At 60.5% G+C, this 20,677-nt stretch carries 17 protein-coding genes; 6 read left to right on the top strand and 11 right to left on the bottom strand.

Annotation, left to right across the window (positions count from 1 at the left end; translation table 11 throughout):
- Positions 1–4: 4 nt before the first annotated feature.
- The 3 genes from ACKVY0_RS01520 to ACKVY0_RS01510 all read left to right on the top strand — a co-directional run bounded on the left by ACKVY0_RS01520 (position 5) and on the right by ACKVY0_RS01510 (position 3,768).
- Positions 5–2,158, top strand: coding sequence for a prolyl oligopeptidase family serine peptidase (locus ACKVY0_RS01520; RefSeq protein ID WP_409213017.1), 2,154 nt, complete (start codon positions 5–7; stop codon positions 2,156–2,158).
- A gap of 149 nt (positions 2,159–2,307) precedes the next feature.
- Complete coding sequence (locus tag ACKVY0_RS01515; protein ID WP_409213016.1) at positions 2,308–3,054, top strand: Bax inhibitor-1/YccA family protein; 747 nt, start codon at positions 2,308–2,310, stop codon at positions 3,052–3,054.
- Positions 3,055–3,087: 33 nt separating this feature from the next.
- Entirely contained in the window at positions 3,088–3,768 is a 681-nt protein-coding gene (locus ACKVY0_RS01510) for a hypothetical protein (protein WP_409213015.1), read from the top strand.
- Between the two features lie 77 nt (positions 3,769–3,845).
- Here ACKVY0_RS01510 and ACKVY0_RS01505 read toward each other — a convergent pair whose 3' ends face one another.
- The 6 genes from ACKVY0_RS01505 to ACKVY0_RS01480 form a co-directional block, all read right to left on the bottom strand.
- Positions 3,846–7,115 carry an FtsX-like permease family protein gene (locus ACKVY0_RS01505; RefSeq protein ID WP_409213014.1) on the bottom strand — a complete coding sequence of 1,090 codons (3,270 nt, stop codon included), beginning with the start codon at positions 7,113–7,115 and terminating at the stop codon, positions 3,846–3,848.
- Positions 7,112–7,786, bottom strand: coding sequence for an ABC transporter ATP-binding protein (locus ACKVY0_RS01500; protein WP_409213013.1), 675 nt, complete (start codon positions 7,784–7,786; stop codon positions 7,112–7,114). Before ACKVY0_RS01500 ends, ACKVY0_RS01505 begins: the two co-directional genes overlap by 4 nt.
- An 8-nt stretch (positions 7,787–7,794) precedes the next feature.
- Complete coding sequence (locus tag ACKVY0_RS01495) at positions 7,795–9,090, bottom strand: phenylacetate--CoA ligase family protein (protein WP_409213012.1); 1,296 nt, start codon at positions 9,088–9,090, stop codon at positions 7,795–7,797.
- A 55-nt stretch (positions 9,091–9,145) separates the two neighbouring features.
- On the bottom strand, positions 9,146–10,015 hold the full coding sequence (locus ACKVY0_RS01490; protein WP_409213011.1) for a D-hexose-6-phosphate mutarotase: 870 nt from the start codon (positions 10,013–10,015) through the stop codon (positions 9,146–9,148).
- Positions 10,016–10,025: 10 nt separating this feature from the next.
- Positions 10,026–10,406, bottom strand: coding sequence for a cytidine deaminase (gene cdd, locus ACKVY0_RS01485; RefSeq protein WP_409213010.1), 381 nt, complete (start codon positions 10,404–10,406; stop codon positions 10,026–10,028).
- Between the two features lie 140 nt (positions 10,407–10,546).
- Complete coding sequence (locus ACKVY0_RS01480) at positions 10,547–13,105, bottom strand: CehA/McbA family metallohydrolase (protein WP_409213009.1); 2,559 nt, start codon at positions 13,103–13,105, stop codon at positions 10,547–10,549.
- Between the two features lie 79 nt (positions 13,106–13,184).
- Here ACKVY0_RS01480 and ACKVY0_RS01475 point away from each other — a divergent pair, with 79 nt between their 5' ends.
- A complete protein-coding gene (locus tag ACKVY0_RS01475) occupies positions 13,185–14,159 on the top strand; it encodes a heparan-alpha-glucosaminide N-acetyltransferase domain-containing protein (protein ID WP_409213008.1) in 975 nt (324 codons plus the stop codon).
- A 137-nt stretch (positions 14,160–14,296) separates the two neighbouring features.
- Here the strand turns inward: ACKVY0_RS01475 and ACKVY0_RS01470 are convergent, their stop codons facing one another.
- From ACKVY0_RS01470 to ACKVY0_RS01460, 3 genes are all read right to left on the bottom strand, one after another.
- The gene (locus tag ACKVY0_RS01470; RefSeq protein WP_409213007.1) at positions 14,297–15,340 is read right to left on the bottom strand and encodes a hypothetical protein; all 1,044 of its coding nucleotides are present in this window, start codon (positions 15,338–15,340) and stop codon (positions 14,297–14,299) included.
- 35 nt (positions 15,341–15,375) lie between these two features.
- Positions 15,376–16,449, bottom strand: a complete 1,074-nt coding sequence (locus ACKVY0_RS01465) for a hypothetical protein (RefSeq protein ID WP_409213006.1) — start codon at positions 16,447–16,449, stop codon at positions 15,376–15,378.
- 247 nt (positions 16,450–16,696) lie between these two features.
- Positions 16,697–16,858 (bottom strand): hypothetical protein, encoded by a 162-nt coding sequence (locus tag ACKVY0_RS01460; RefSeq protein ID WP_409213005.1) that lies wholly within the window; start codon positions 16,856–16,858, stop codon positions 16,697–16,699.
- On the opposite strand from ACKVY0_RS01460, the gene ACKVY0_RS01455 reads away from it, so the two are divergent.
- On the top strand, positions 16,857–18,083 hold the full coding sequence (locus ACKVY0_RS01455) for a DUF5722 domain-containing protein (RefSeq protein ID WP_409213004.1): 1,227 nt from the start codon (positions 16,857–16,859) through the stop codon (positions 18,081–18,083). The two genes, ACKVY0_RS01460 and ACKVY0_RS01455, sit on opposite strands and share 2 nt — an antisense overlap.
- 2 nt (positions 18,084–18,085) lie before the next feature.
- Here the strand turns inward: ACKVY0_RS01455 and ACKVY0_RS01450 are convergent, their stop codons facing one another.
- Entirely contained in the window at positions 18,086–18,334 is a 249-nt protein-coding gene (locus tag ACKVY0_RS01450) for a hypothetical protein (RefSeq protein WP_409213003.1), read from the bottom strand.
- 7 nt (positions 18,335–18,341) lie between these two features.
- Positions 18,342–18,554, bottom strand: coding sequence for a hypothetical protein (locus ACKVY0_RS01445; RefSeq protein ID WP_409213002.1), 213 nt, complete (start codon positions 18,552–18,554; stop codon positions 18,342–18,344).
- Between the two features lie 147 nt (positions 18,555–18,701).
- Between ACKVY0_RS01445 and ACKVY0_RS01440 the strand changes: the two genes are divergently transcribed.
- Positions 18,702–20,677 (top strand): PVC-type heme-binding CxxCH protein (locus ACKVY0_RS01440; protein ID WP_409213001.1); only part of this gene is annotated, 1,976 nt, incomplete at its 3' end.

Here is a 20,677-nt window from a genome sequence, read left to right as displayed (position 1 = left end):
CTCTGTGCCCTCTGTGGTAGCTCAAACCGCCTTCGATGCCGCCCGCAGCCTGCCGAAGCGCACAGAGAGCAAAGTCTTTCGTGACCGCGTGAAGGCAAACTGGCTGTCGGGTGGCAAAACGTTTTGGTATCGCGTACAAACCGGACCACCGACTCATGAGTTCGTACTCATCGATGCCACGACAGGTGCGCGCAAGACTGCGCCCACGCTCAAGGCGCTCGGGTTGCCGGAAAAGGCGGCCGTGAAAACCTCTACTGCCAAAATCGAACTGCGCCCGACGCAGCGCACCGGCGAGGAGTCCGGGCTGAAATTCATCAACCAACTCGGCGAGGACGTGGATCTCTTCTGGATCAACCAGCAGGGCGAGCACCTTCGCTACGGCGGCATCCGCGTGGGCATGGAGCGGGAGCAGCACACCTTCGACGGCCACGTTTGGCTCATCACCAGCCGCACCGGTGAGCATCTCGCCGTAATCGAAGCCGGGCCGGTCGTGCAGACGCTCATCATCGACGGCAAAGGTCTCACGAAGGCCAAAGAGGAACCGAAGAAGCCTGAGCGCGGCGCGAAATCACCGGATGGCACATGCATTGTCACGAGCGAGGCGGATGCGGTGCCAAAACGCCAGATCACCCTCGTCGATTCTTCACCGAAAGATGGCCTACAACCGAAAACGAAAGTCATCGACTACCTCAAGCCGGGCGATCCTTTGCCAAAGCCGCAGTTGGTGATCAACCAGACCAGCGGCGAGAAGATTCGCGTGCCGAGAGACTTGTATGCGAATCCCTTCACCGAGTCCGGCAAACTCGACATCACTTGGTCTCCAGACAGCAGTGAGTTCTACTTCGACTACAACCAACGCGGCCATCAACTCTACCGCATCCTCGCCGCGAACGCCAAAACTGGCGCGGTGCGTGTCGTGGTCGAAGAACAGGCCAAGACCTTCATCGACTACACCAAGAAAACTTGGCGTCACTGGCTGCACAGCAGCGGCGAACTCATCTGGATGAGCGAACGCGATGGCTGGTGCCATCTATGGCTCTACGATGCCAAAACCGGCCAGGTGAAGAACCAAATTACGAAGGGTGCGTGGCCGGTGCGCGAAGTTTTGCACGTCGATGACGCGAAGCGCGAGGTGTGGTTCCTCGCAAGTGCTTTGCAGGCCGCTGAAGACCCGTATCACCTGCATCTCTGCCGCGTGAAGCTCGATGGCAGCGAGTTCAGGCAGCTCACGGAAGGCGATGGCAACCACCACGTCGAATTCTCGCCGCAGCGTGACTTCTTCATCGACGCCTGGTCCCGCGCCGATCATCCGCCTGTTCATGAGCTGCGTCGCAGCAGCGACGGTGCCCTCGTGTGCGAATTGGAGAAAGCCGATGCCTCCGCCCTGCTCGCCGCAGGGTGGACAATGCCCGAACGCTTCGTCGCGAAAGGTCGCGATGGCAAAACGGACATCCACGGCGTCATCGTCAAGCCATCGAACTTTGATCCTTCAAAGAAATACCCCGTCGTCGAAAACATCTATGCCGGACCGCACGGTGCTTTCACTCCAAAAGAGTTCGGCAGGTTGCTCGGCCATCACACGATGGCCGAACTCGGCTTCATCGTGGTGCAGATGGACGGCATGGGCACCAATCATCGCGGCAAGGCCTTTCACGATGTGTGCTGGAAGAATCTCAAAGACGCCGGCTTCCCGGATCGAAAGTTGTGGATCACGGCAGCCGCAAAAACTCGCCCCTGGATGGACCTCACCCGCGTCGGCATCTACGGCGGCAGCGCAGGCGGTCAGAATGCGATGCGTGCATTGCTCGATCACCACGACTTCTACCAAGTTGCCGTCGCCGACTGTGGTTGCCACGACAACCGCATGGACAAAATCTGGTGGAACGAGCAGTGGATGGGCTGGCCCGTCGATGACAGCTACAAGCGCAGCTCGAACGTGGCGGATGCCGCGAAGTTAAACGGCCATCTCCTCCTCATCGTTGGCGAACTCGACACCAACGTCGATCCTGCCAGCACCACGCAGGCTGTTGGTGCGTTGCAAAAGGCCGGCAAGACTTTCGACTTCATGCCCATCATCGGCACCGGCCACGGCGCGGCGGAAACGCCGTTTGGCTCGCGGTTGCGCATGGAGTTCCTCGTGAGACATCTCAAGCCATGAACAACCTGCAGGTGTAAAACTTGGCCGACTTGAAAACTTCAAAGCCGGTCTGTTCAACATGGCAGATGCTTTCCTTGATCTCCCAAGTGGTGCATTGACCCCTTGCCGCCCTTCTTGTAATCTGATCGCGAATTCAGCACCTCAACCTCATGCGCACCTCCAACCCCACCCTCAGCGACCACGTCTTTGAAAAATCCCGCACCGGCAATGCCGCCGACGGCGTGATGACGCTCAACGGCACCGTTCTCAAGACGGCCATTCTCACCCTGCTGCTCGTCACGGCGGGCGCTTGGAGCTGGGGCCAGGTATCAGCCGCGAATCCGCCTGCCTGGTTCGGCACGGCGCTGAAATTCGGCTGGCTGGTGCCCTTCGCGCTCGCGCTGATCATTGCCTTCGTGCCAAAAACAGCGCCCATGCTGGCACCGGTTTATGCCGTCACCAAAGGCGTGATCGTCGGCGTCATCTCCGCGCTATTTGAGGCCAGTTTTCACGGCATCGTGCTCACCGCTGTGCTGCTGACCTGCGGCATTCTGTTTGCCCTGCTCGCCGCGTATGCGACCGGCATCATCAAGGCCACGGAGAACTTCAAGCTCGGCATCTTCGCCGCCACCATGGGCATCGCGATCTTTTACCTCGCCACCTGGGTGCTGAGCATGTTCGGCATTCAGATTCCCGGCCTGTTCGGCAACGGCTGGGTCGGTATCGCTTTCTCCGGCTTCGTGGTGGTCATCGCCGCGCTCAATCTCGTGCTCGACTTTGATTTCATCGAGAACGGCTGTGCCGCCGGTGCGCCGAAGCACATGGAATGGTATGCCGCCTTCGGCCTGCTCGTCACCCTCGTCTGGCTCTACCTCGAAATTCTGCGCCTGCTCTCCAAGCTGCGCAGCCGCAATTAATTCCTCTCCGTCACAACTCCAATTGTCACCACCATGAAACCAGCCCTGCTCCTCATCGTCCTGCTCGCCAGCGCCGCCAGCGTTCAGGGCAACCCGGAAGTCGCCACCATCATCGACCAGGAATACGGTGCCGCGACCTCCGAAGGCATCCTGCTGCTGCAATCCCCCGCCAGCGCCGCCGAACCAGAACAATGGACCGTCTATGCCCGCGATCCGTTCCGCCAGGGCGAACTCGTGCGCGCCTTGCTGACGTTGGATAAAGAAGGCTGGGCACCCGCTGCCAACGGTGCTGGCACCAAACTGCTGCAACGCGTGCCGACGCAGCCCATCGCCTTCAACCGCGTCAAGTTGCGCTCCGCCGATGTCCGAAAAATTGCGCAGCAGACCGCCATGCTGGCGAAGATGAACTTCGTCACTGCCGCCTATCAACTCGCCGCCAATGCCACCACCGGCGCACCCGAATGGGGCCTCGCGCTCAATGACACTAACGGTGCCGAGATCGGCTTCATCGTCATCTCCGCCGAAACCGGCGCGGTTATCCATCAGCAATGGGGCAATGACGCAGACGGCACTGATGCGGCAGCGCCCGGCGGCACCAAAGGCGAACGTGCTGCTGTGGAAGTCAAAAAAACCGCCCGCCGCGCCTGGGAATGGACCGGCGACGCCGGACTCGAAACCGGCCGCTTCTTCAAGAAGTTGTTCAGCAGAGATTGAGTCAAGCCGTCAACGGTCAAGAAGGTCAAGTGTCGTACTTCTTGACCACCTTGACCATTTCTTGACGAATCCTTGACCTACTCTCTCCGAATCGCCTCGGTCAATTTCCCGCGCACCGCCATCGCAACGGCGATCACACAGACCACGAGGCCAAAACCAAGCACCGCGACGATCAGTTTGCCAAGAAACGCCACCGGCACACCGCCGCCGCTTTCAATCAACCGCGGAATGACTGCCAGCGATGCCGTGGCGACACCAAGGATGACGCCCAGCACCAGCAGCACGCTGTGCTCACCGAGAATCATCAGACGCAGCGAACCCACGCGGAATCCGAGCGCCTGCATGAGTCCCAGCTCGCCACGCCGCTCCAACACATGCCGTGCGATCAGCACACCGATGCCCGCCGTACCCAGCAGCACGCCCAAGCCGCCCAGGACCGTGAAGATGCCGATGTAAGTGTTCTGCACACTCAGGAACACCTCCAGCCGCTGCCGCGCCGGTTCCAGCGCCAGACCACGCTGTTCAAGCTGCCGCGTGAGATGCGCAGCCATTTCGGCAGCCTGCTCCGGCTTCGCATCCATCAGGAAGAAGCGATAGCCCGCCGTATCAGGATACTTCGCCAGAAACGCCTGCTCGCTGATGATCATCTTGCCTTGCAGCACCGAACCGGCCAGCAAGCCGACGATCTTCACCTGAAACGTGTTCCCGGCACTGTCCTGATAATCCAGCGTATCCCCCACGCCTTTGCCAAGCCCCCACATCGCCGTCGCCTGATCGGCGATAGCGGACACAAACGAGGCATCACTGAGTTTGTCCCATGAACCCGATGCAAACGCGAACGAGCCCGTCAGCTTCGCCGGATCAACCCCCACGAGCACCGGCTTCTGCGCACGGTTCAGGTTCAAACAGCTCGCATCATCCCCTTCCCGCACCCGAAACGGCACCACGCGGACCTGCGGCATGAGTTTTTCATCCAGGCCGAAGGCATCCCAACCCGTCTTCGCATTCAGATCTTCATACACCGGCAATGACGACTCACCGATGAGCGCAAAGCCACCCGTGCCGGAGTCACGCTTGGTTTCATCGCCCGCGCTCATGCGGAAGGCGTTCACCGCCACCACGAGGAAGATGCCGCCCGCCATCATGCCGATCACCGCGAGACTGCGCGATGGCCGACGCGAGATGTTGCGCGAGCCGATCTCCCACAGCGTGCGTGCCAGCGCACCGCTGTCACGCCGCATCCAGCCGCGCAGATACAGCAGTCCCGCAATCATGAGCAGCATGCCGGAGCCGAAGAACAGGCCGGCTACAGCAGCGGGATTTTTCACGAACAAGGCCACAACAAGCATCACCAGCGCAATGCCTGAGAGCACCGGGATCCATTTCACCCGTGCTTTCTTGAGTACCTTGGCCGCATCGGCGCTCCAGGAGCCGTCCAGCAGGTCACGTGTTGCCGTTTTGAAGATCTTCCTGCTCGCCCACCACAGCGTCGCCAGCACCACCACGAGCGTTCCCATCGCCGCGCCAATGATCGTGCCGAAGCTCGCATCAAACATCAGCGGCAGCCCTTGCGTAGCTCCATGCCAGACTGCGGAGAGGCCATGCAGTGCCGACTTCGTGTAAATCACGCCACCGAACACACCGAGCAGCACACCCGCAATGGCGATCACGCCCGCTTCCAGCAGCCACACGCGGCGCACCATGGCCTTCGTCCATCCCACGGCCATCAGTAGCCCAATCTGCGATGCCCGTCGCTCCAGTGTGAACAAAAACAGCAGCGCCGCGAACACCAGCGCCGCCACGATCAAAAACAAACTCAGGCCGATGAACAGGCCGCCGAAATCCACGCTGCCTTGCGCTGCCGCACCGGCCTCGCCTTTGAAATTGCGCGGCGTGAGGCCGATGTCGGCGAGATTGAGCCGCAGCGCGATCGCATGGCTCAGCGCCTCCTTGCTCTGACCGCCTTCCGGGATGCGAATGGCCGTGAGATTGCCGAAACGGTTCGCCCAGAGCTTCTGACCGGCCCCCAGCGTGATGAATCCCTTCGGTGTGCCTTTGAACTCGTCCCAGTAGTCCTCGTCCTTGTCACGGATGGCCTTCATATCCATCGGGATGCCCGGTTCCCAGTCGCGGCAGTTGTCCACGTCCGAAACACCCGGAAACTCCGGGGTCCACGCCTTGCTGACTTTCGGATCCGTCATCGGCAGGATGCCCGCCACCTTGAAACTCGCCGTCTCCTGCTTCAGCTCACGCCCCAGGCCGACCACAAAGTATTGCAGCTTCAACTCATCGCCCACCGCGAGCTTGTGATCATCCGCCAGCCATTGAGTGATGACCATCGGCGGAGTTCTCAGTGCCGAGTGCTCAGTGCTCAGTTTCGCCGCCTCTGGCTTCTCCGACTGAGCACTAAGCACTGAGAACTGAGCACTACCATCCCCACTAACCGCCGTGATCATCGAATACGGCGTCGCTCCATTCGCCGAAGTGATGCCGTTGACGAGGTAGGTCATCACGCCGTGTGCGCCTTTGAGCTGGTTGAGCTTCTCCGCGAGGCTGCGGTCCAGAAACACGCGGCTGGTGCTGATCTCCCATTCCTTCTGCGTGCCCTCGATGTGCTTGAGCTGGAGCGAGAAGTCTTCCAGCGTGCGCTGCTCCTCCAATGGCGACCGCAGCGCTGCAAACTGCGCGCTGAGGATCGCATTCACGCGTCCGTCCATTTCGAGCTGCGTTTGCAGGTCGGCGAGATTCACAAACACCGAATCCGGCGGCACCTGCGACGCGGTGAGTTGAAACGCGCCAAAATCCTCCGCGCTCACAATCGCCCCGACGGTGCGCCGCAGCGAAACATCCTGGTTCGTGCTGCCGGAGAGCGGCGCATCGCGTGAAATCGCACTCGGACGCTCCAAGCGCACGAGCACCGTGTCGCCAACCTTCACGCCAAGTTTGCGCGCCAGCGGTTCATTGATGGCGACGCCAGTTTTATCGAACACGACAGCCTTCCCGCTCGTGCTGAGCTTCCAGAAGCCTTCATCCACGCCGAGCACCTGCGTGCCATTCACGCGCACCTTGCCATTCGCCGCCGCTGCCGAGCCGGTGGCGATGATCACCGGCACCGTCTTCGTTTTGCGCGCCAGATTTTCCGTGAACCAGCGATCACCGCCGATCACGCCGCCTTCGATCTTGCCCAAACGCAGCGCAGCGACGCGCCGCAGACTCGCACGCACCGAATCACCGACGAGCATGGAGCCGGTCAGAATCGTAGCGGCCAGGAACGTGCCGAACAGCAGGCCGAGATGGCCACGCCAGTAGTAGCGTGCGGACTGGAGGACGTAATCCTTGAGTTTCATGCCAGGACACCTTCGTGAATCGTCATCACCCGCCCCATGCGCTCCGCCTGGGCCCGATGATGCGTGACCATGACGAGCGTGACGCCGCTGCTCTTTTGCAGTTCCAGCAGCAGGTCAGTCAAAGCGGCGGCGTTGACTTCATCGAGCGCACCGGTCGGTTCATCGGCCAAAATGAGACGTGGCTGATTGATCAACGCACGCACAAAGGCCACACGCTGCCGTTCACCGCCGGAGAGCTGCGCCGGCTTCCAGCTCATGCGGTCCTTGAGTCCCACCTGCTCCAACAGCACCTCCGCACGCTTCAAAGCATCCTCTGGCGGTGTTTTCAGCGCCAGGGTGGGCAGCAGCACATTTTCCAGCACCGAACACTGCGGCATCAAATGATGCAGTTGGAAGATGAAGCCGATCTTCTGGCTCCGCACGGCGGCAAGCTGCTTCGGCGTGCATTGCTTGAGCGATTCACCGTCGAAGGTGATCTCGCCTTCATCCGGCGCATCCAGCGTGCCGAGAATGTTCAGCAGCGTGCTTTTGCCACAGCCGGAAGGACCGACGATGGCAAGCGATTCGCCCGCCTCGATCTTCAGGTTGATCCCGCGCAGCACGGGCACACGCGCACCGCTGCCTGGATCGGTGTAGGCTTTCGAGAGGTTGGTGAGTTCGATGAGGGGCATGGATGGAGTCAGGCTGCGGCGACGATACGCCAGCGTTTCGCTTTGAATTCATGACGCGGCAGGCTGTCAGGTTCGGCCAGCCTAACCGGAATACGCAGAGAAAACGTGTCGCGCAGCTTGGTTTCGATGCGTTTGAGCAACGGCTTCGCCACATTGCCGTCCATTTCGACCAGCAGCTCGATCTCATCCATCGCATCGACCTTGCGCTGCTCCACCATGAACTCGATGACCTCGGGAAACTCGCGCACCACGGCTTCGATGGCGCTGGGATACACGTTCACGCCGCGGACGACGACCATGTCATCTAAGCGGCTCAAAATGCCGCCATCGAGCACTAGACGGCCACGATGCATCTTCTTCTTCACCCAGTCGCCGGTGCGGTAGCGCAGCAGCGGGCAGGCGGTGCGGTCCAGCGTGGTCAGGATCAGTTCACCGCATTCACCATCCGGCACTTCCACACCCGTTTTCGGATCCACAATCTCCGCGAGATACGCCTCCTCGATCACGATCAGGCAGCTCGGCATGTCCTCGGCCTCATAACTCACCGGGCCGACCTCCGTCATGCCGTGATGATCAAACACCCGCGCATCCCACAGCTGTTCGAGACGCTTGCGCACTTCCGGCACGCTGCCGCCCGCTTCACCTGCCACGATGATTTTGTTGATGCGCAGGCTCATGCGTTCAACACCGGAGCTTTCACCGATCAATTCGCCAAGGCGCAACGCATACGTTGGCGTGCAGCACAGCACCGTCGCGCCATAGCGTGCCATCGCCTCCAGCCGCGCCTGGCTCGACAAGCCACCGGCCGGAATGACGAGAAAATCCTTCGCCGCCGCCTCATACGCCGTCCAGAAACCGAGAAACGGGCCAAACGAAAACGCGAAGAAGATACGGTCACGGCCTTTGACCAAACCCGCGGCCTCAAACACGCGCTGCCAGCATTTCAGCATCGCCTCCCAACTCTCCGGCGTGTCCACCCAGGCCATCGGCTCGCCCGTGCTCGTGCCGCTGGTCTGGCAGAAGCGTGTGTATTGATGAATGGCGCGGGTGAGATTCGTGCCAAAGGGCGGATTCGCGGCACGATCCGCCTGAATGTCCGCCTTCGTCGTGAACGGCACCTGCGCGATGAAATCTTCGATGCGGTTCAACCGGCTCACCTTCAGCTCCCATTCGCGGATTTTTTTGCCGTATAAGCTGTCCGTCGTGGCCAGATTGAGCACAATCGAACGCAGTTTGCGCCACTGGTTGGAGCGCAAACGAACGCGGTCGATCAATGGAGGTCCGTCCGACACGCGTGAAGACATGGCGAGGCATGCCACGAGGTCAAGGGAAGCGCCGTCGATGACTCTGGCTCAGTGATCAAATTTTTCGCACGTCGATGCGCTGCATCAACAAATGCTCATGACCGGGCTGCACTGTGACAATATTTTCACCAGCGTTGGCCGCTTCGATGCAGAGAAATTCGGGATACGCTTCATCGGGCAGATCGGTGAGACGTTTGGACTTCTCGATCCACGGATTCCAAACCACCGTCGCGAGGCTGCCGGCCTTTTCGATGACGAGTTCACGGTGCCATTTGGGATCATGCACGATGACCGTGGCATCAGAGGCGTAGAGGCGGTCCACTTCCTGATCGATGACCACGGTGTCATGTTGCGGCCTTTTGTCCGGCGAAAGACGGCCTTCCACATACTGCGTGCCATGCAGGCCGTGGATGGCGATCTTTCGCACGTCCTCGACATTGAGGTAGGTGTGCAGTGCTCCGGTCATGTCCCAAGCAGTGGTGCCAGTGTTTGTGACTTGCAGCGTGACTTGCAATGAAGCGCCCATGTGAACGTGCAGCCGTGCGGAGAACGCATGCGGCCACAGGGACTTTGTTTCGGCGGAGTCTTGCAGCTTGAGCACGATCTCGACCTCCGTCGCTGTTTCGCGTGCAGCATCAACCTCCCAGATCATCGTGCGCACAAAACCGTGGGCCGGTTTGCTGGTGTCCGTCGGATGCGGGCCAAACCACGGCCAGCAGATGGGAATGCCGCCGCGAATGGGTTTGCCCGGCTCAAACAAGGCCTCGGCGCTCATGTAAAGCACAGGGTCATGACCTTCCGGGATCCACTCCATCACATGCGCACCGTTTAACGCAATGCGGCCGATGACGGCAGGATGTTCAATGTCGAGGGTGGGGTAACCCGCGAGTTCTTCACTGAGCGAAACAGAAGGTGGAAGTGTCATGCGGGCGCATTCATAACCGGAAGCTCGCCGGCAGCAACTCCGCCATCGTCATCGCCAGTGGTTTTCCATCGCGCAGGAACCAAATCGGCGTCTCCGGTGCAGCAAACTCCGCAATCACCTGGCGGCATGCCCCGCATGGCGGGAACTCCTGCCCGAGCGCGATGACGGCGAGCGATGTAATCCTCATCCCCGGCCCTTCCTCGGCCACGGCATGGAAGATCGTGTTCCGCTCCGCACAAATCGTCAGCCCATAACTCGCGTTTTCCACATTGCAGCCGGTGAAGATGTTTCCTGCTGCCGTCAGCAGCGCACAACCGACCTGAAACTGCGAATACGGCGCGTAGGCTTTTGTGGCGGCACGCTGCGCGTGTTCAAGGAGTGCGGGATTCATGGGCGTGTTTCAAGCGGCGGGTGTGTGGTGGGCGCGGCAGCGTCCTGGAGTGCTCCAGCCCTCTGGAGCTTTTCGCAGGCCGGTGGACGCTCGAAAGCGCCGGAGGGCCGGCGCACTCCAGGACGCTGTCGCGACAAATCTCATGGCTTCTTCGCTTCAGCAGCGGGCACCGCCGGTTTCAGCTCGTCCTCCATCAAACCGGCTTTGCTGAGTAGCGGCCGCACCTTATCTGCCGTCTGGCGTCCAGCAGGAATGTCGAAACCGAGCGTGTCGTAGTTCGGCTTAAAGCCGTTGCCATCGGCATCGACGTAGATCGGGTTGTTGTAGGCACAGGGGCGCATCTTGGCGTAATCACTGGTGCCGTAGCAGGTCTCCTGCCCCGCCGTCTCATGCATGGCCACGACGATGAGATGCGCGTCGTGCTGCAGCGGCACCTTGATCTTCTGGTCAAACTTCACTACGCCCTCTTTGAACATCTGTGGATGCGTTTTGCGCGTGAAGTTGAGCTTGGGATCAGGGCGGCTGTTCACCAGCACCTGCACACGGTCGATGTCCATCCAGTCGGTGCATTGCACGCGCACTTTGAGATCAATGCCGCCGATGGCGCGATCATCGTCCCCGGCGATCTTGCCGTTTTGAGTCGTCACTTCGAGGAAGGGGCCGGTGGTGAGAATCATGTGACCAGCTTTGGCATGCGGGGATAATTCCGCCCAGTCGATCTTCGCCGGTTCATCGGTGCTGGAAGGCAAATAACAGCGCCAGCAGCCGACACCGTTGCCATAAACGCTGTGCGCATCCGCCACGCCGACGGCGACGAGGCGATGTCCCTGATTCAAGAGCTGCCGCCAGATGAACTCACGACAGGATGAGACCTTCATCGCGAGCGCTCCAGCCGGGCGGCTTACTTTGAAGGGTGAATCGGCCAGGATGTCAGTGCCGGGGCCGTTCTCGGCCTCGGAGCCGTCGATCATGCCCCCCACGCCGACGAAACCGCCATCGGCGATGCCGTCGCTGTCGCGATCGACAAACATGTTTGAGAGATCGGGGTGGTTGAACTGAATCCAGCGATCTGCCCGCTCGCCCTGCCAGCGACGCAACGTGAGAGCGGTGATGCGCGGGTCGTCATTCCAAACCGGGGCACCGCCGTCCTGCTTGAGCGGATCAGGCTCAAAGGGAAAAGCATTGAAGTGCTGACGGCTGCCGGTGAGTTCCATGCCTTTGACCGTCTTGATGAAGGCTTCGAGTCCGAGCGCCTTGATCGTCGGCTCCCAGTCGTAGAGGCGGTTGTGTTCGGTGGTGGGCGCGAATTCGAGATGCTCGACGGCGATGTTGATCACGCGGCCATCGGTGTCGCAGACATTGTCACCGCTCGGCGTGCTGTGATTGTGGAAGTCGGCGCTGATCCAGCCCTTGGTATCGACGAGACGCTTCAGCGTGCCTTTGAACACAAACTCCCGCGCTGGCTCGATGAGCACTTCTTTGGCGAGATGCGAGAACTCAGGGCCACGCACGACCACGACGCGATACTTCCCTGGCGGCAGTTGCACGCTGAACTGGCCCTTCTCGCTGTGATACTGATCCACGCAGCCATGCGCGCGATGTTTTGGCCCGAGGTTGAGCTTGGGTGCATCCTTGTCCAGCGGCGTGAAGTGCGCTTTGCAGGGGATTGATTTGCCCGCTTCGTCGGAGATGTCGAAACGCATGCGTGAGGCGGCAGCGAGCGCCACTTTGGGCAAGGAAACCGTGCCCTCGGTCACAGTGAAGGAGAGGGTCGCCTGCGCACGTCCGATGTCATCAATCACGAATTGTGTCGGGCCATGCGGCAACGTGAAGCTGAAGGCACCGCTCTCATCGACATAGCCCGGCACCGTTTTTTTGCCATCCGACACCTGAATCGTCGCCGTGGTGACACTCTTCCCATTCGCATCAGTAATCCGCCCGTTCACCGTGCCGAGTTTGCCGCCTTTGACCGCACGCACCACTCCCACGGCCTGCGCAGGTGATGTGCCCACCGCAAAGAAGCGCGAGATGACGACTTCCTGCTTCGGTTGCAATTCGATCGTGTCTTCCAACTTCTCAATGCCGGTGACGTTGAGTGTGCCGAGCGCGTAGGCACCCTTGTGCGCAGGATTGATCGCATCGACCCAAAAAATGCCGTCGTTGGTCGTGCCGTTGGATTCAAAGCGGGTGAAATCGGACTTCGTGAAGGTCTTCTGCGGCTGGGCGGTCTCGTTGCGCAGCACGGTGGTGATGAAGATGCCCTGCACGCCGTCTTTGACGCGGTATTCGTGGCGCTTGAAGACACCGCTGTTCTTCGCGGCGGTGGTGACGGACTCGACGGCAGCGCCGCCCTCTTCTTTGACATTGGCGATCTTCACATAGCTCACCGGGCCGTGGCCGCACGGACCATAGACGACGAGCTGGTCATTCGCCGCACCCCGCAGCGTCAGATCATAAAGGCAGCCGGGCGTGACGCCGTCTTCGCCGTAGAAGGTGCTCATGTTCGCGCGACGGTTCGCGACGTTTTGAGAAATCACCGCCTCCACCTTGTCGCTGCGCAACACGAAGTCGCCACGGATGCCATCCGCCTCCTTGCCGCCGGGCAGATCTTTTTCATGCCCGAGGGCGGCTTCGAAAACTTCGGCAGCGTTCAAGCTGCAGGTCAGAAGGGCGAGGAACAGGAGTGCGGCGGATTTCATGGTGGGCGAATGCGTGCATACCAAACGACGACGCGAGAGTCATCTTGTGATTGCGCCCATGTTTGTTAATCTCGCGCGCATGTCCGCCGCACCTCAACGCCTCGCCTGGCTCGATCTCTTTCGCGGTCTCGCCGTGCTCGGCATGGTCTGGACACACTCGGCGCACACGTTTCTCGACGTGACACTGCAACACACGCCGTGGTTTCACGAACTGGACTTCTACCACGGCCTGATCGCCCCCGCGTTCTTCTGGATCGCCGGTTTTGTGCGCGCGCATGTGACTGCGGGAAAATCCAAGCCGGCCTGGCCTGTGTTTAAACGTCTGATGACGGTGCTGCTCATCGGCTATGCGATGCATGTGCCGTGGCACACGCTTTTCAACGCCGATACGTGGCGTGACGTCTGCAAAGTGGATGTGCTGCACTGCCTTGCCATCAGCGGCATGCTCATGCTGCTCTGCGAGCGCTTCGGCCGCTGGCGGAATGCGGTGGCGGCAGCGCTGCTCGTCTGCTTTGTCGGCCTGCAAACATCTGCCGAGAGCTGGCGCACGGGAGTGCTGTTCGTCGATCAGTATTTCAATCGCAACCAAGGCTCGCTGTTCGCGTTGTTTCCATGGGTGGGTTTCGGACTCGCGGGATTTCTCACGCGCAGCCTCTGCAATGGCACGGCGAATCGGAATGCCTCAGTTATCTTCATCTTGGGGGCGATGCTGGCCTTCGCGCAGCCGTATTCACCCTGGCCGGGTGGTGCGCCGGAGTTTTTCCTCGAACGTCTTGGCTGGGTGATGATGGCGGCGGTGCTGGTGGCATGCGTGGCGGATCGCATCAGTGCCGCCACCGGCTGGCTGCGGCTCGCAGGCCGTGAATCGCTGCTGCTCTATGTCGTTCACTTGATGCTGATTCATGCCGTGCCAATGCCCAAACAGGCGTTGCAGCAGCTCATCGGCATGACGCAGCCGCTCTGGGTGGTGTTCCTGATCTTTGTGGCGCTGTTTGCCGCCTCGTTGGCGCTGGGTTGGTGCAATGAGCGACGGAAGACGCGCAGCCGGGCGTAGGTTGGGTGTGTGCTGCGTCGGAGATCATCCGCAGCTTCCAAGCCCGCTTCGCAGCACCGCCCGACTCTTGGCGCGCACATGGGCCTTGTCATTGCCGCCATGAGACGGGCGGGCTGTCGCCACACCCATCCTACAACTCACTCCCGCACGATCTTCAGCACGCGGTTGTTGTAGCTGTCGGTGATGTAAAGATGGCCGGACTCCGGGTGAATGGTGACGCCATGCGGACGTGCGAGTTGGCATTGCTTGGGATCGCCATCAACACCAGCGCTGCCTTGTTTGCCTGTGCCGGCGATGCGTTCGATCTTGCCGGTGGCCGGGATGTAGCGACGCACGAGATGGCTTTCAGCATCGGCGATGATGACACTGTTGTCCTGGTCCACGCAGAGATGCTTCGGGCCGCTCATGGTGGCTTCGAGCGCGGGGCCACCGTCGCCGGTGCCGCCTTGTTTGCCGCTGGCATTTACCACGGTGCGGATGTGGCCGGTTTTATCGACCACCCGCAGCGCGTTGCCGCCGCGTTCGAGGATATACACATTGCCGAGGCGATCTGGTGCCACCGCACGCGGATCGGAAAGCGGCGCATCGACAGCGACGGCACCGTCCTCCGGTTTGCCCTTCTTGCCGTTGCCCGCGATGACTTTGCTTGTGTGCGTGGCGAGATCCAGCTCATGCACCTGCCGCAGATCGGCGATGTAGAGCTTGGTGCCGTCAAAGTTCAGCGTGATGCAGTAAGGGCCGTTGCCTTTGGCCTTGCCAGGCGGTGCCTGCCAGCCTTCGAGCGTCGAAACGATGCGCGCTTTCGCATCCACCACACGCACGCGGCCGTTCCAGGTGTCACCGATCAGCACTTTGCCATCCGGCAGGATCGCGAGGTTGTGCGGGCCATTGAACTGCGCGCGGTTGGCAGGACCGCCATCACCGCTGTCGCCAGCCGTGGGCTGTCCGGCGACATGCTGGATCACGCCGCCGCCATCGACTTGCAGCAAACGATTGCCTGAGGCCATCTCGATGATCCACATGTGCCCGCCGGAATCAAACGCGGTGCCAAACGGCTCTTTGAGCTTCGCGTCAGTCGCCGCGATGTCCACGGCGTCCTGCGTCCCTCCGGCAACGAGGACGATTTGATCGGCGTGAGCGATGAAGGGGAGCAAGAGTGTGGCGCAAAGGAAGCGGAACATGGAAGTGATGAGTTAGAGGTTGGAAGCGGAAGCGGTCACTTCTTCTTCAGTAGCCGCACGCGATGCGATTCGCTGTCGCCGATGAACACCGTGCCGTCGGCATCGCAGAAGACTCCGTGCGGACGCGCCATCTTGCATTGCAGCGGGTCGCCATCCGGGCCGTCACCTTTTTGATTGAGTCCGGCAATGAGTTCGAGGTTGCCGGTCTTCGCATTCACCATGCGGATGCTGTGGCTTTCGCAATCGGCGAGCCAGGCGTTGCCCTCGGCATCAATCGAGATGCCCTTCGGACCGCTAAGCGTCGCCGCCTTTGCAGGGCCGCCGTTGCCCGTGAAGCCTTTGGCTCCGGTGCCGGCGATGTGGAAGATTTTTTCGGCCTTGAGGTCGATCTTGAAGACCTGATTGCCGCCGCGTGTCGCCACCCAAAGATTTCCAGTCTTGTCGAAATCGAGCGAACGCGGCTCGGTGATCGGTGTGCCTGTGATCGGCGCTCCATCAGGTGTTTTGCCCGCCTTGCCGGTGCCGGCGAAGGTGCTGATCGTGCCGGTCTTCATGTCAATCTTGCGGATCACGTGATTGCCGATGTCGCAGACATACAAACTGCCATCAGGGCCAAACTGAATGCTGTGCGGCTGTTTGAACTGCGCGTCCTTCGCCGGGCCACCGTCACCGCTGTAGCCAGGCTTGCCGTTGCCAGCGATGGTGGTGATAATTTTGGTCTTCAGGTCGATCTTACGCACCGCATGGTTCGTCATATCGACGACATAAACATCGCCCTTCGCATCGAAGCGCAGCTCGTGCGGCAAATTAAAGGTCGCCTGCAAGGCAGGACCGCCGTCGCCGCTGTAACCTTTGGCCCCGGTCCCCGCGATGGTGCTGATGGTGCCGTCAGGAGCCACGCGGCGAATGCGCTGGCCGGTGTATTCGCAAAACCAGATCGCGCCGTCCGGGCCGCGCACGACACCGAAGGGATTGTCGATCTGCGCGGCAGTGGCAGGGCCGCCGTCACCGCTGCCGCCTTTGACGCCGGTGCCGGCAAAGGTGGAAATGGTCCATTCGGCGGCGGTGGCGGATTGAATGAGGAAGGTGAGGAGAAGGAGCGAGCGCATGGTGGTAGGCGTGACGATGAAGGACAGGACGATGAATGCCAAGCAGGAAAGTTGCCAGCAGGAAAGTTGCCCGGTTGCGCCGCAACCGGTCCGCCCCAGTGAGACGGAATGGCAACGGGCAATCTCGTAGCCATGTTCGCCACCTGCCCGCAGTGTTACATCGTTGCAGGCGGGGAACGTGGTCATGCGCTATGCAAACACACGCCATCCACGCTTTGGCAAGCGTGGCTACTCGCTGCCCTTCGCTCTACGCATCCTCACCCGCACAACATGAACCGCAGGCGATGTAGCAGTCATCGCAGATGAATTCGTCGCCGAACTTGGTGACCTCGGGTTTGCCGCAGCGGTCGCAGACAGGTTGAGGTTGCTCAGTGGCGGGTGTGGGTGGATGGGGTGGGGCTTCACTCATGCGTCATCTCCTGCTTCTTTGCCTCGCTTTCGCCCGTTTTGCCAGCGGCCAAAACACCGATCTTTTTCCCACGCCGCCGAACCAGAAGGGGTTGCAGGTGCAGATGGTTGATGATGCGTTGGCGCTCGGCATTCATCATGCCGGGATCAACATCAACCTCACGGCGCTGCTGGACATGAAATCGAAGCCGGAAACGGGCGAGTTCGTTTTCAATCAGAACTACCTCACATCGCTCGACCGCCAGATCAAGCCGCTCTCGGACCGGGGCGTGCTCGTTTACATGATCCTGCTGGCCTATCCGTCCAAAGACCCGGTGCGCGATGCCATCGCGCTGCATCCGGGGCACCGCAAAGACTACAAGTTCAGCGTCGGTGGCTTCAATACGACGAATCGCTTTCTCGAAGCCGTGATCGGCATGCTGGCGGAGCGCTGGAGCGGCGCGCATCCTGAACATGGCCGCGTGTGGGGCTGGATTGTTGGCAACGAGGCCAATTCGCACTTCCTTTGGTATAACATGGGCCTGGTTTCGCTCGAAACAGCCGCCAGCGAATACGAAAGGGCCTACCGCATCGCTCACACGGCGATCCGCAAGCATTCGCAGCATGCGCGCACTTATGTCTCGTTTGATCATCATTGGGCCAGCAGCATGCACAACGTCAGCGCGCAGGAGGCGACGCCTGGACGCGACTTCCTCGACACCTTCGCACGTCTTGTTCGCGAACGCGGTGACTTCGACTGGAACGTCGCCTGGCATCCTTATCCCGAAGACCTGAACAATCCGCGTGCCTGGGCGGACAAATCCATCACCACCGACGACAACGCCAACAAAGTCACCTTCAAGAACCTCCAAGTCCTCGTCCAGCACCTGGCCAAGCCTGAACTCCTCTACCAAGGCAAGCCACGTCGCATCATCCTGAGCGAGCAAGGTTTCCAAACCCTGCTCAAACCCGAGGGAGAAAGGCTTCAGGCGGCAGCATATGCTTATGCGTGGGAGAAAATCCAAACTCTGCCGACCGTCGATGCCTTCATCTACCACCGCCACGTCGATCACGCTCACGAGGGCGGCTTGCGGCTTGGCTTGTGGCGCACTGCACCGCATTCCATCGCTGATCCGCACAGCAAGAAGCTCATCTATGATCTCTTCAAGAAAGCCGGAACGCCCGAATGGCGTGCTGCGGCGGATGCGTTGCTGCCAGTGACAGGATTGAAGGCGTGGGGCGAGTGAGTTTATATCTGGTCCACTTCCACGATCCGCACCTCGTTCACCGGCCCGTCATACCAGAACCAAATTCTCCAGCGAGCACGCTCCCAGACATAGATGAATCGGTCGTTCGCATCTCGATGCGAAAGCTCTCCAGGCAGCGGTGCGTGGTCTGCCAGAACTTGAAAAGTCTCCAGCAGGCTCTGCCGCTTGCGGGTGCTCAAGCGGATGAAATACTCCAGCACTTCATCCTCCGTGACAAAGCGGTAACGCATGGCCGGATCAAAGCCCCACGGTCTTCATCGCCTCATGCAGCGATGCGAGCTGCTCCAGAGTGATTTTGCGCCCGTCGTCCATGGACTGCATGCGACGAGCGATGCGTGCGCGGCGGGCAGCTTCGTCGTTGCGATCCTGCTCGGCCAGCAAGTCGGCGATCTCCAGACGATCCGCCAGAGGCAGGCGGGTGACTTCAGATTTGATTTCAGCGGCACTCATGACCGGAGATTATCTCACCCCTATCGAATGGTCAAGATTCACGCAGCACGGATGCCAATCACAAAAGCACCAAGATTCGCCTCATTCATGTCTGCCTCATCCGCACTCGTGCCGTAATGCTTTCCTCTCTCCCTCCGTATCCTCGTCATGCGCCTCTTCTCATTCCTTTCCGTGTGTTCCGTGTTTTCCGTGGGCCATCTGCTCGCCGCCGATGCCGTCAAAGCGAAGATCAATCTTTTCGATATGATCAAATCCGGCAATGTCGAGCATCACGTGAACCCCAAGATGGATTTCCATGACGACCCGAAGGACATCTGGACCTTTGCCAAGGACGGCACCTTCAACATCAGCGGACGCGGCTATGGCTATGTCGCCACCAAGGAAAACTATCGCGACTACCATCTCGTCATCGAATTCAAGTGGGGTGCGAAGACTTGGGGCGCTCGTGAAAAGAAGGCGAAGGACAACGGCATCCTGCTTCATGCTTATGGCCCGCACGGCGCCTACAGCGACACCTGGATGGCCAGCATCGAGGCGCAGATCATCGAAGGCGGCATCGGTGACATCCTGGTGCTTTCGCCAAAGCTCGCCGATGGCACGGAGCTGACGACCTCACTCTACGCCGAGTTCGCGCTCGACCGTGACAAAGAGAAGATTTGGAAGAAGGGCGAACCACGCCAAACGGTCACCAAAGGCCGCATCAACTGGCGTGGTCGCGACGAGGATTGGGCGGATAAAGTCGGCTTCCGTGGCAAAAACGATGTCGAATCGCCCTCCGGCGAGTGGAACCGTCTCGAAGTCATCGCCAAGGGCGACACGCTGCAGTATTTCGTCAATGGCTCGATGGTGAACGAGGCATTCGACTGCAAACCTGCCGAAGGAAAAATCCTGCTGCAAACCGAAGGCGCAGAAATGATCGTGCGCCGTTATGAGCTGTATCCGCTCGGCGAGTTCAAAGAGAAATGGAGCGCCATCCAGGCCAGCGGCGGCAGCGACATCGGCGCGGTGCGCGACGGTCAAAGCGAGGCCCTTTCGCCCGAAGAAAGCATGAAGCGCATCCACCTCGACGGGCCGTATGAAGTGCAGCTCGTCGCCGCCGAACCGCTCGTGCTCGATCCCGTCGAATGCACCTGGGACGCTCAAGGCCGGATGTATGTCGCCGACATGCGCGACTACCCGCTCGGCCCGCCGAATCCCGGCGATCCCTGGCTCTCGCGCATCCAACTGCTCACCGATGAAGACGGCGATGGCCGCATGGATAAAGCGGTGACCTTTGCCGACCACATGGACAACGTGCAGGGTCTCCTGCCCTACAACGGCGGCCTCATCGCCACCACACGCTCGCAGGTGCTCTTCCTCAAAGACACCAATGGCGACGGCAAAGCCGACGAGATCAAGCCGCTCATCAAAGGTTTTAATCCCAAGCACGCCCAGCTTCAGGTCAGCGCCCCGCGTTGGGGACTCGACGGCTGCGTGCATTTCAACAACGGCCTCGATGCCAAGGAAATCTATCCCGCCGATAAACCTGCCGATGTCGTCAACATCCCCGGCTCCAACTTCAAATGGGATCCACGCACCGACAAGATCACGCCCACCGGCGGTCGCGGCCAATACGGCGGTGCATTCGACGACTGGGGCCACCACTTCTACTGCTCGAACCGCAACCCCGTCATGTTCACCGTCATGCCCTACGAGGCCATGCTGCGCAATCCGCATGCCGGCATCACGCAGAACTACGAAGACATCGCCACGCCCGGAGCCGAGACCCGCGTCTATCCGCTGCAAATCACCCACACTACAGCCGATGCGCATGCCGGCACCAACACCGCGTGCAGCGGCCTCGGCGTCTATCGCGGCCCCTTGATGCCCGAACTCAAAAACAACGTCTTCGTGCCCGATCCCACCGGCCAGCTCGTCACCCGCTACAAGATCACACCGAACGGCGCCTCCTTGAAAGCCACCCGCGTCGGCGACCGCACCGAGTTCTTCCGCAGCAGCGACGAATGGAGCCGCCCCGTGAACTTCACCACCGGCCCCGACGGCGCGATCTACATCTGCGACATCTACCGCCGCTGGATCGACCACGCCCGCTTCTTCCCCGAGGAGTTCGTCAAAACCCACGA

Origin of the sequence: Prosthecobacter sp. (assembly GCF_046154365.1) — a bacterium.
Classification (GTDB): domain Bacteria; phylum Verrucomicrobiota; class Verrucomicrobiia; order Verrucomicrobiales; family Verrucomicrobiaceae; genus Prosthecobacter.
This window is presented reverse-complemented; position numbering and strand designations above follow the sequence as displayed.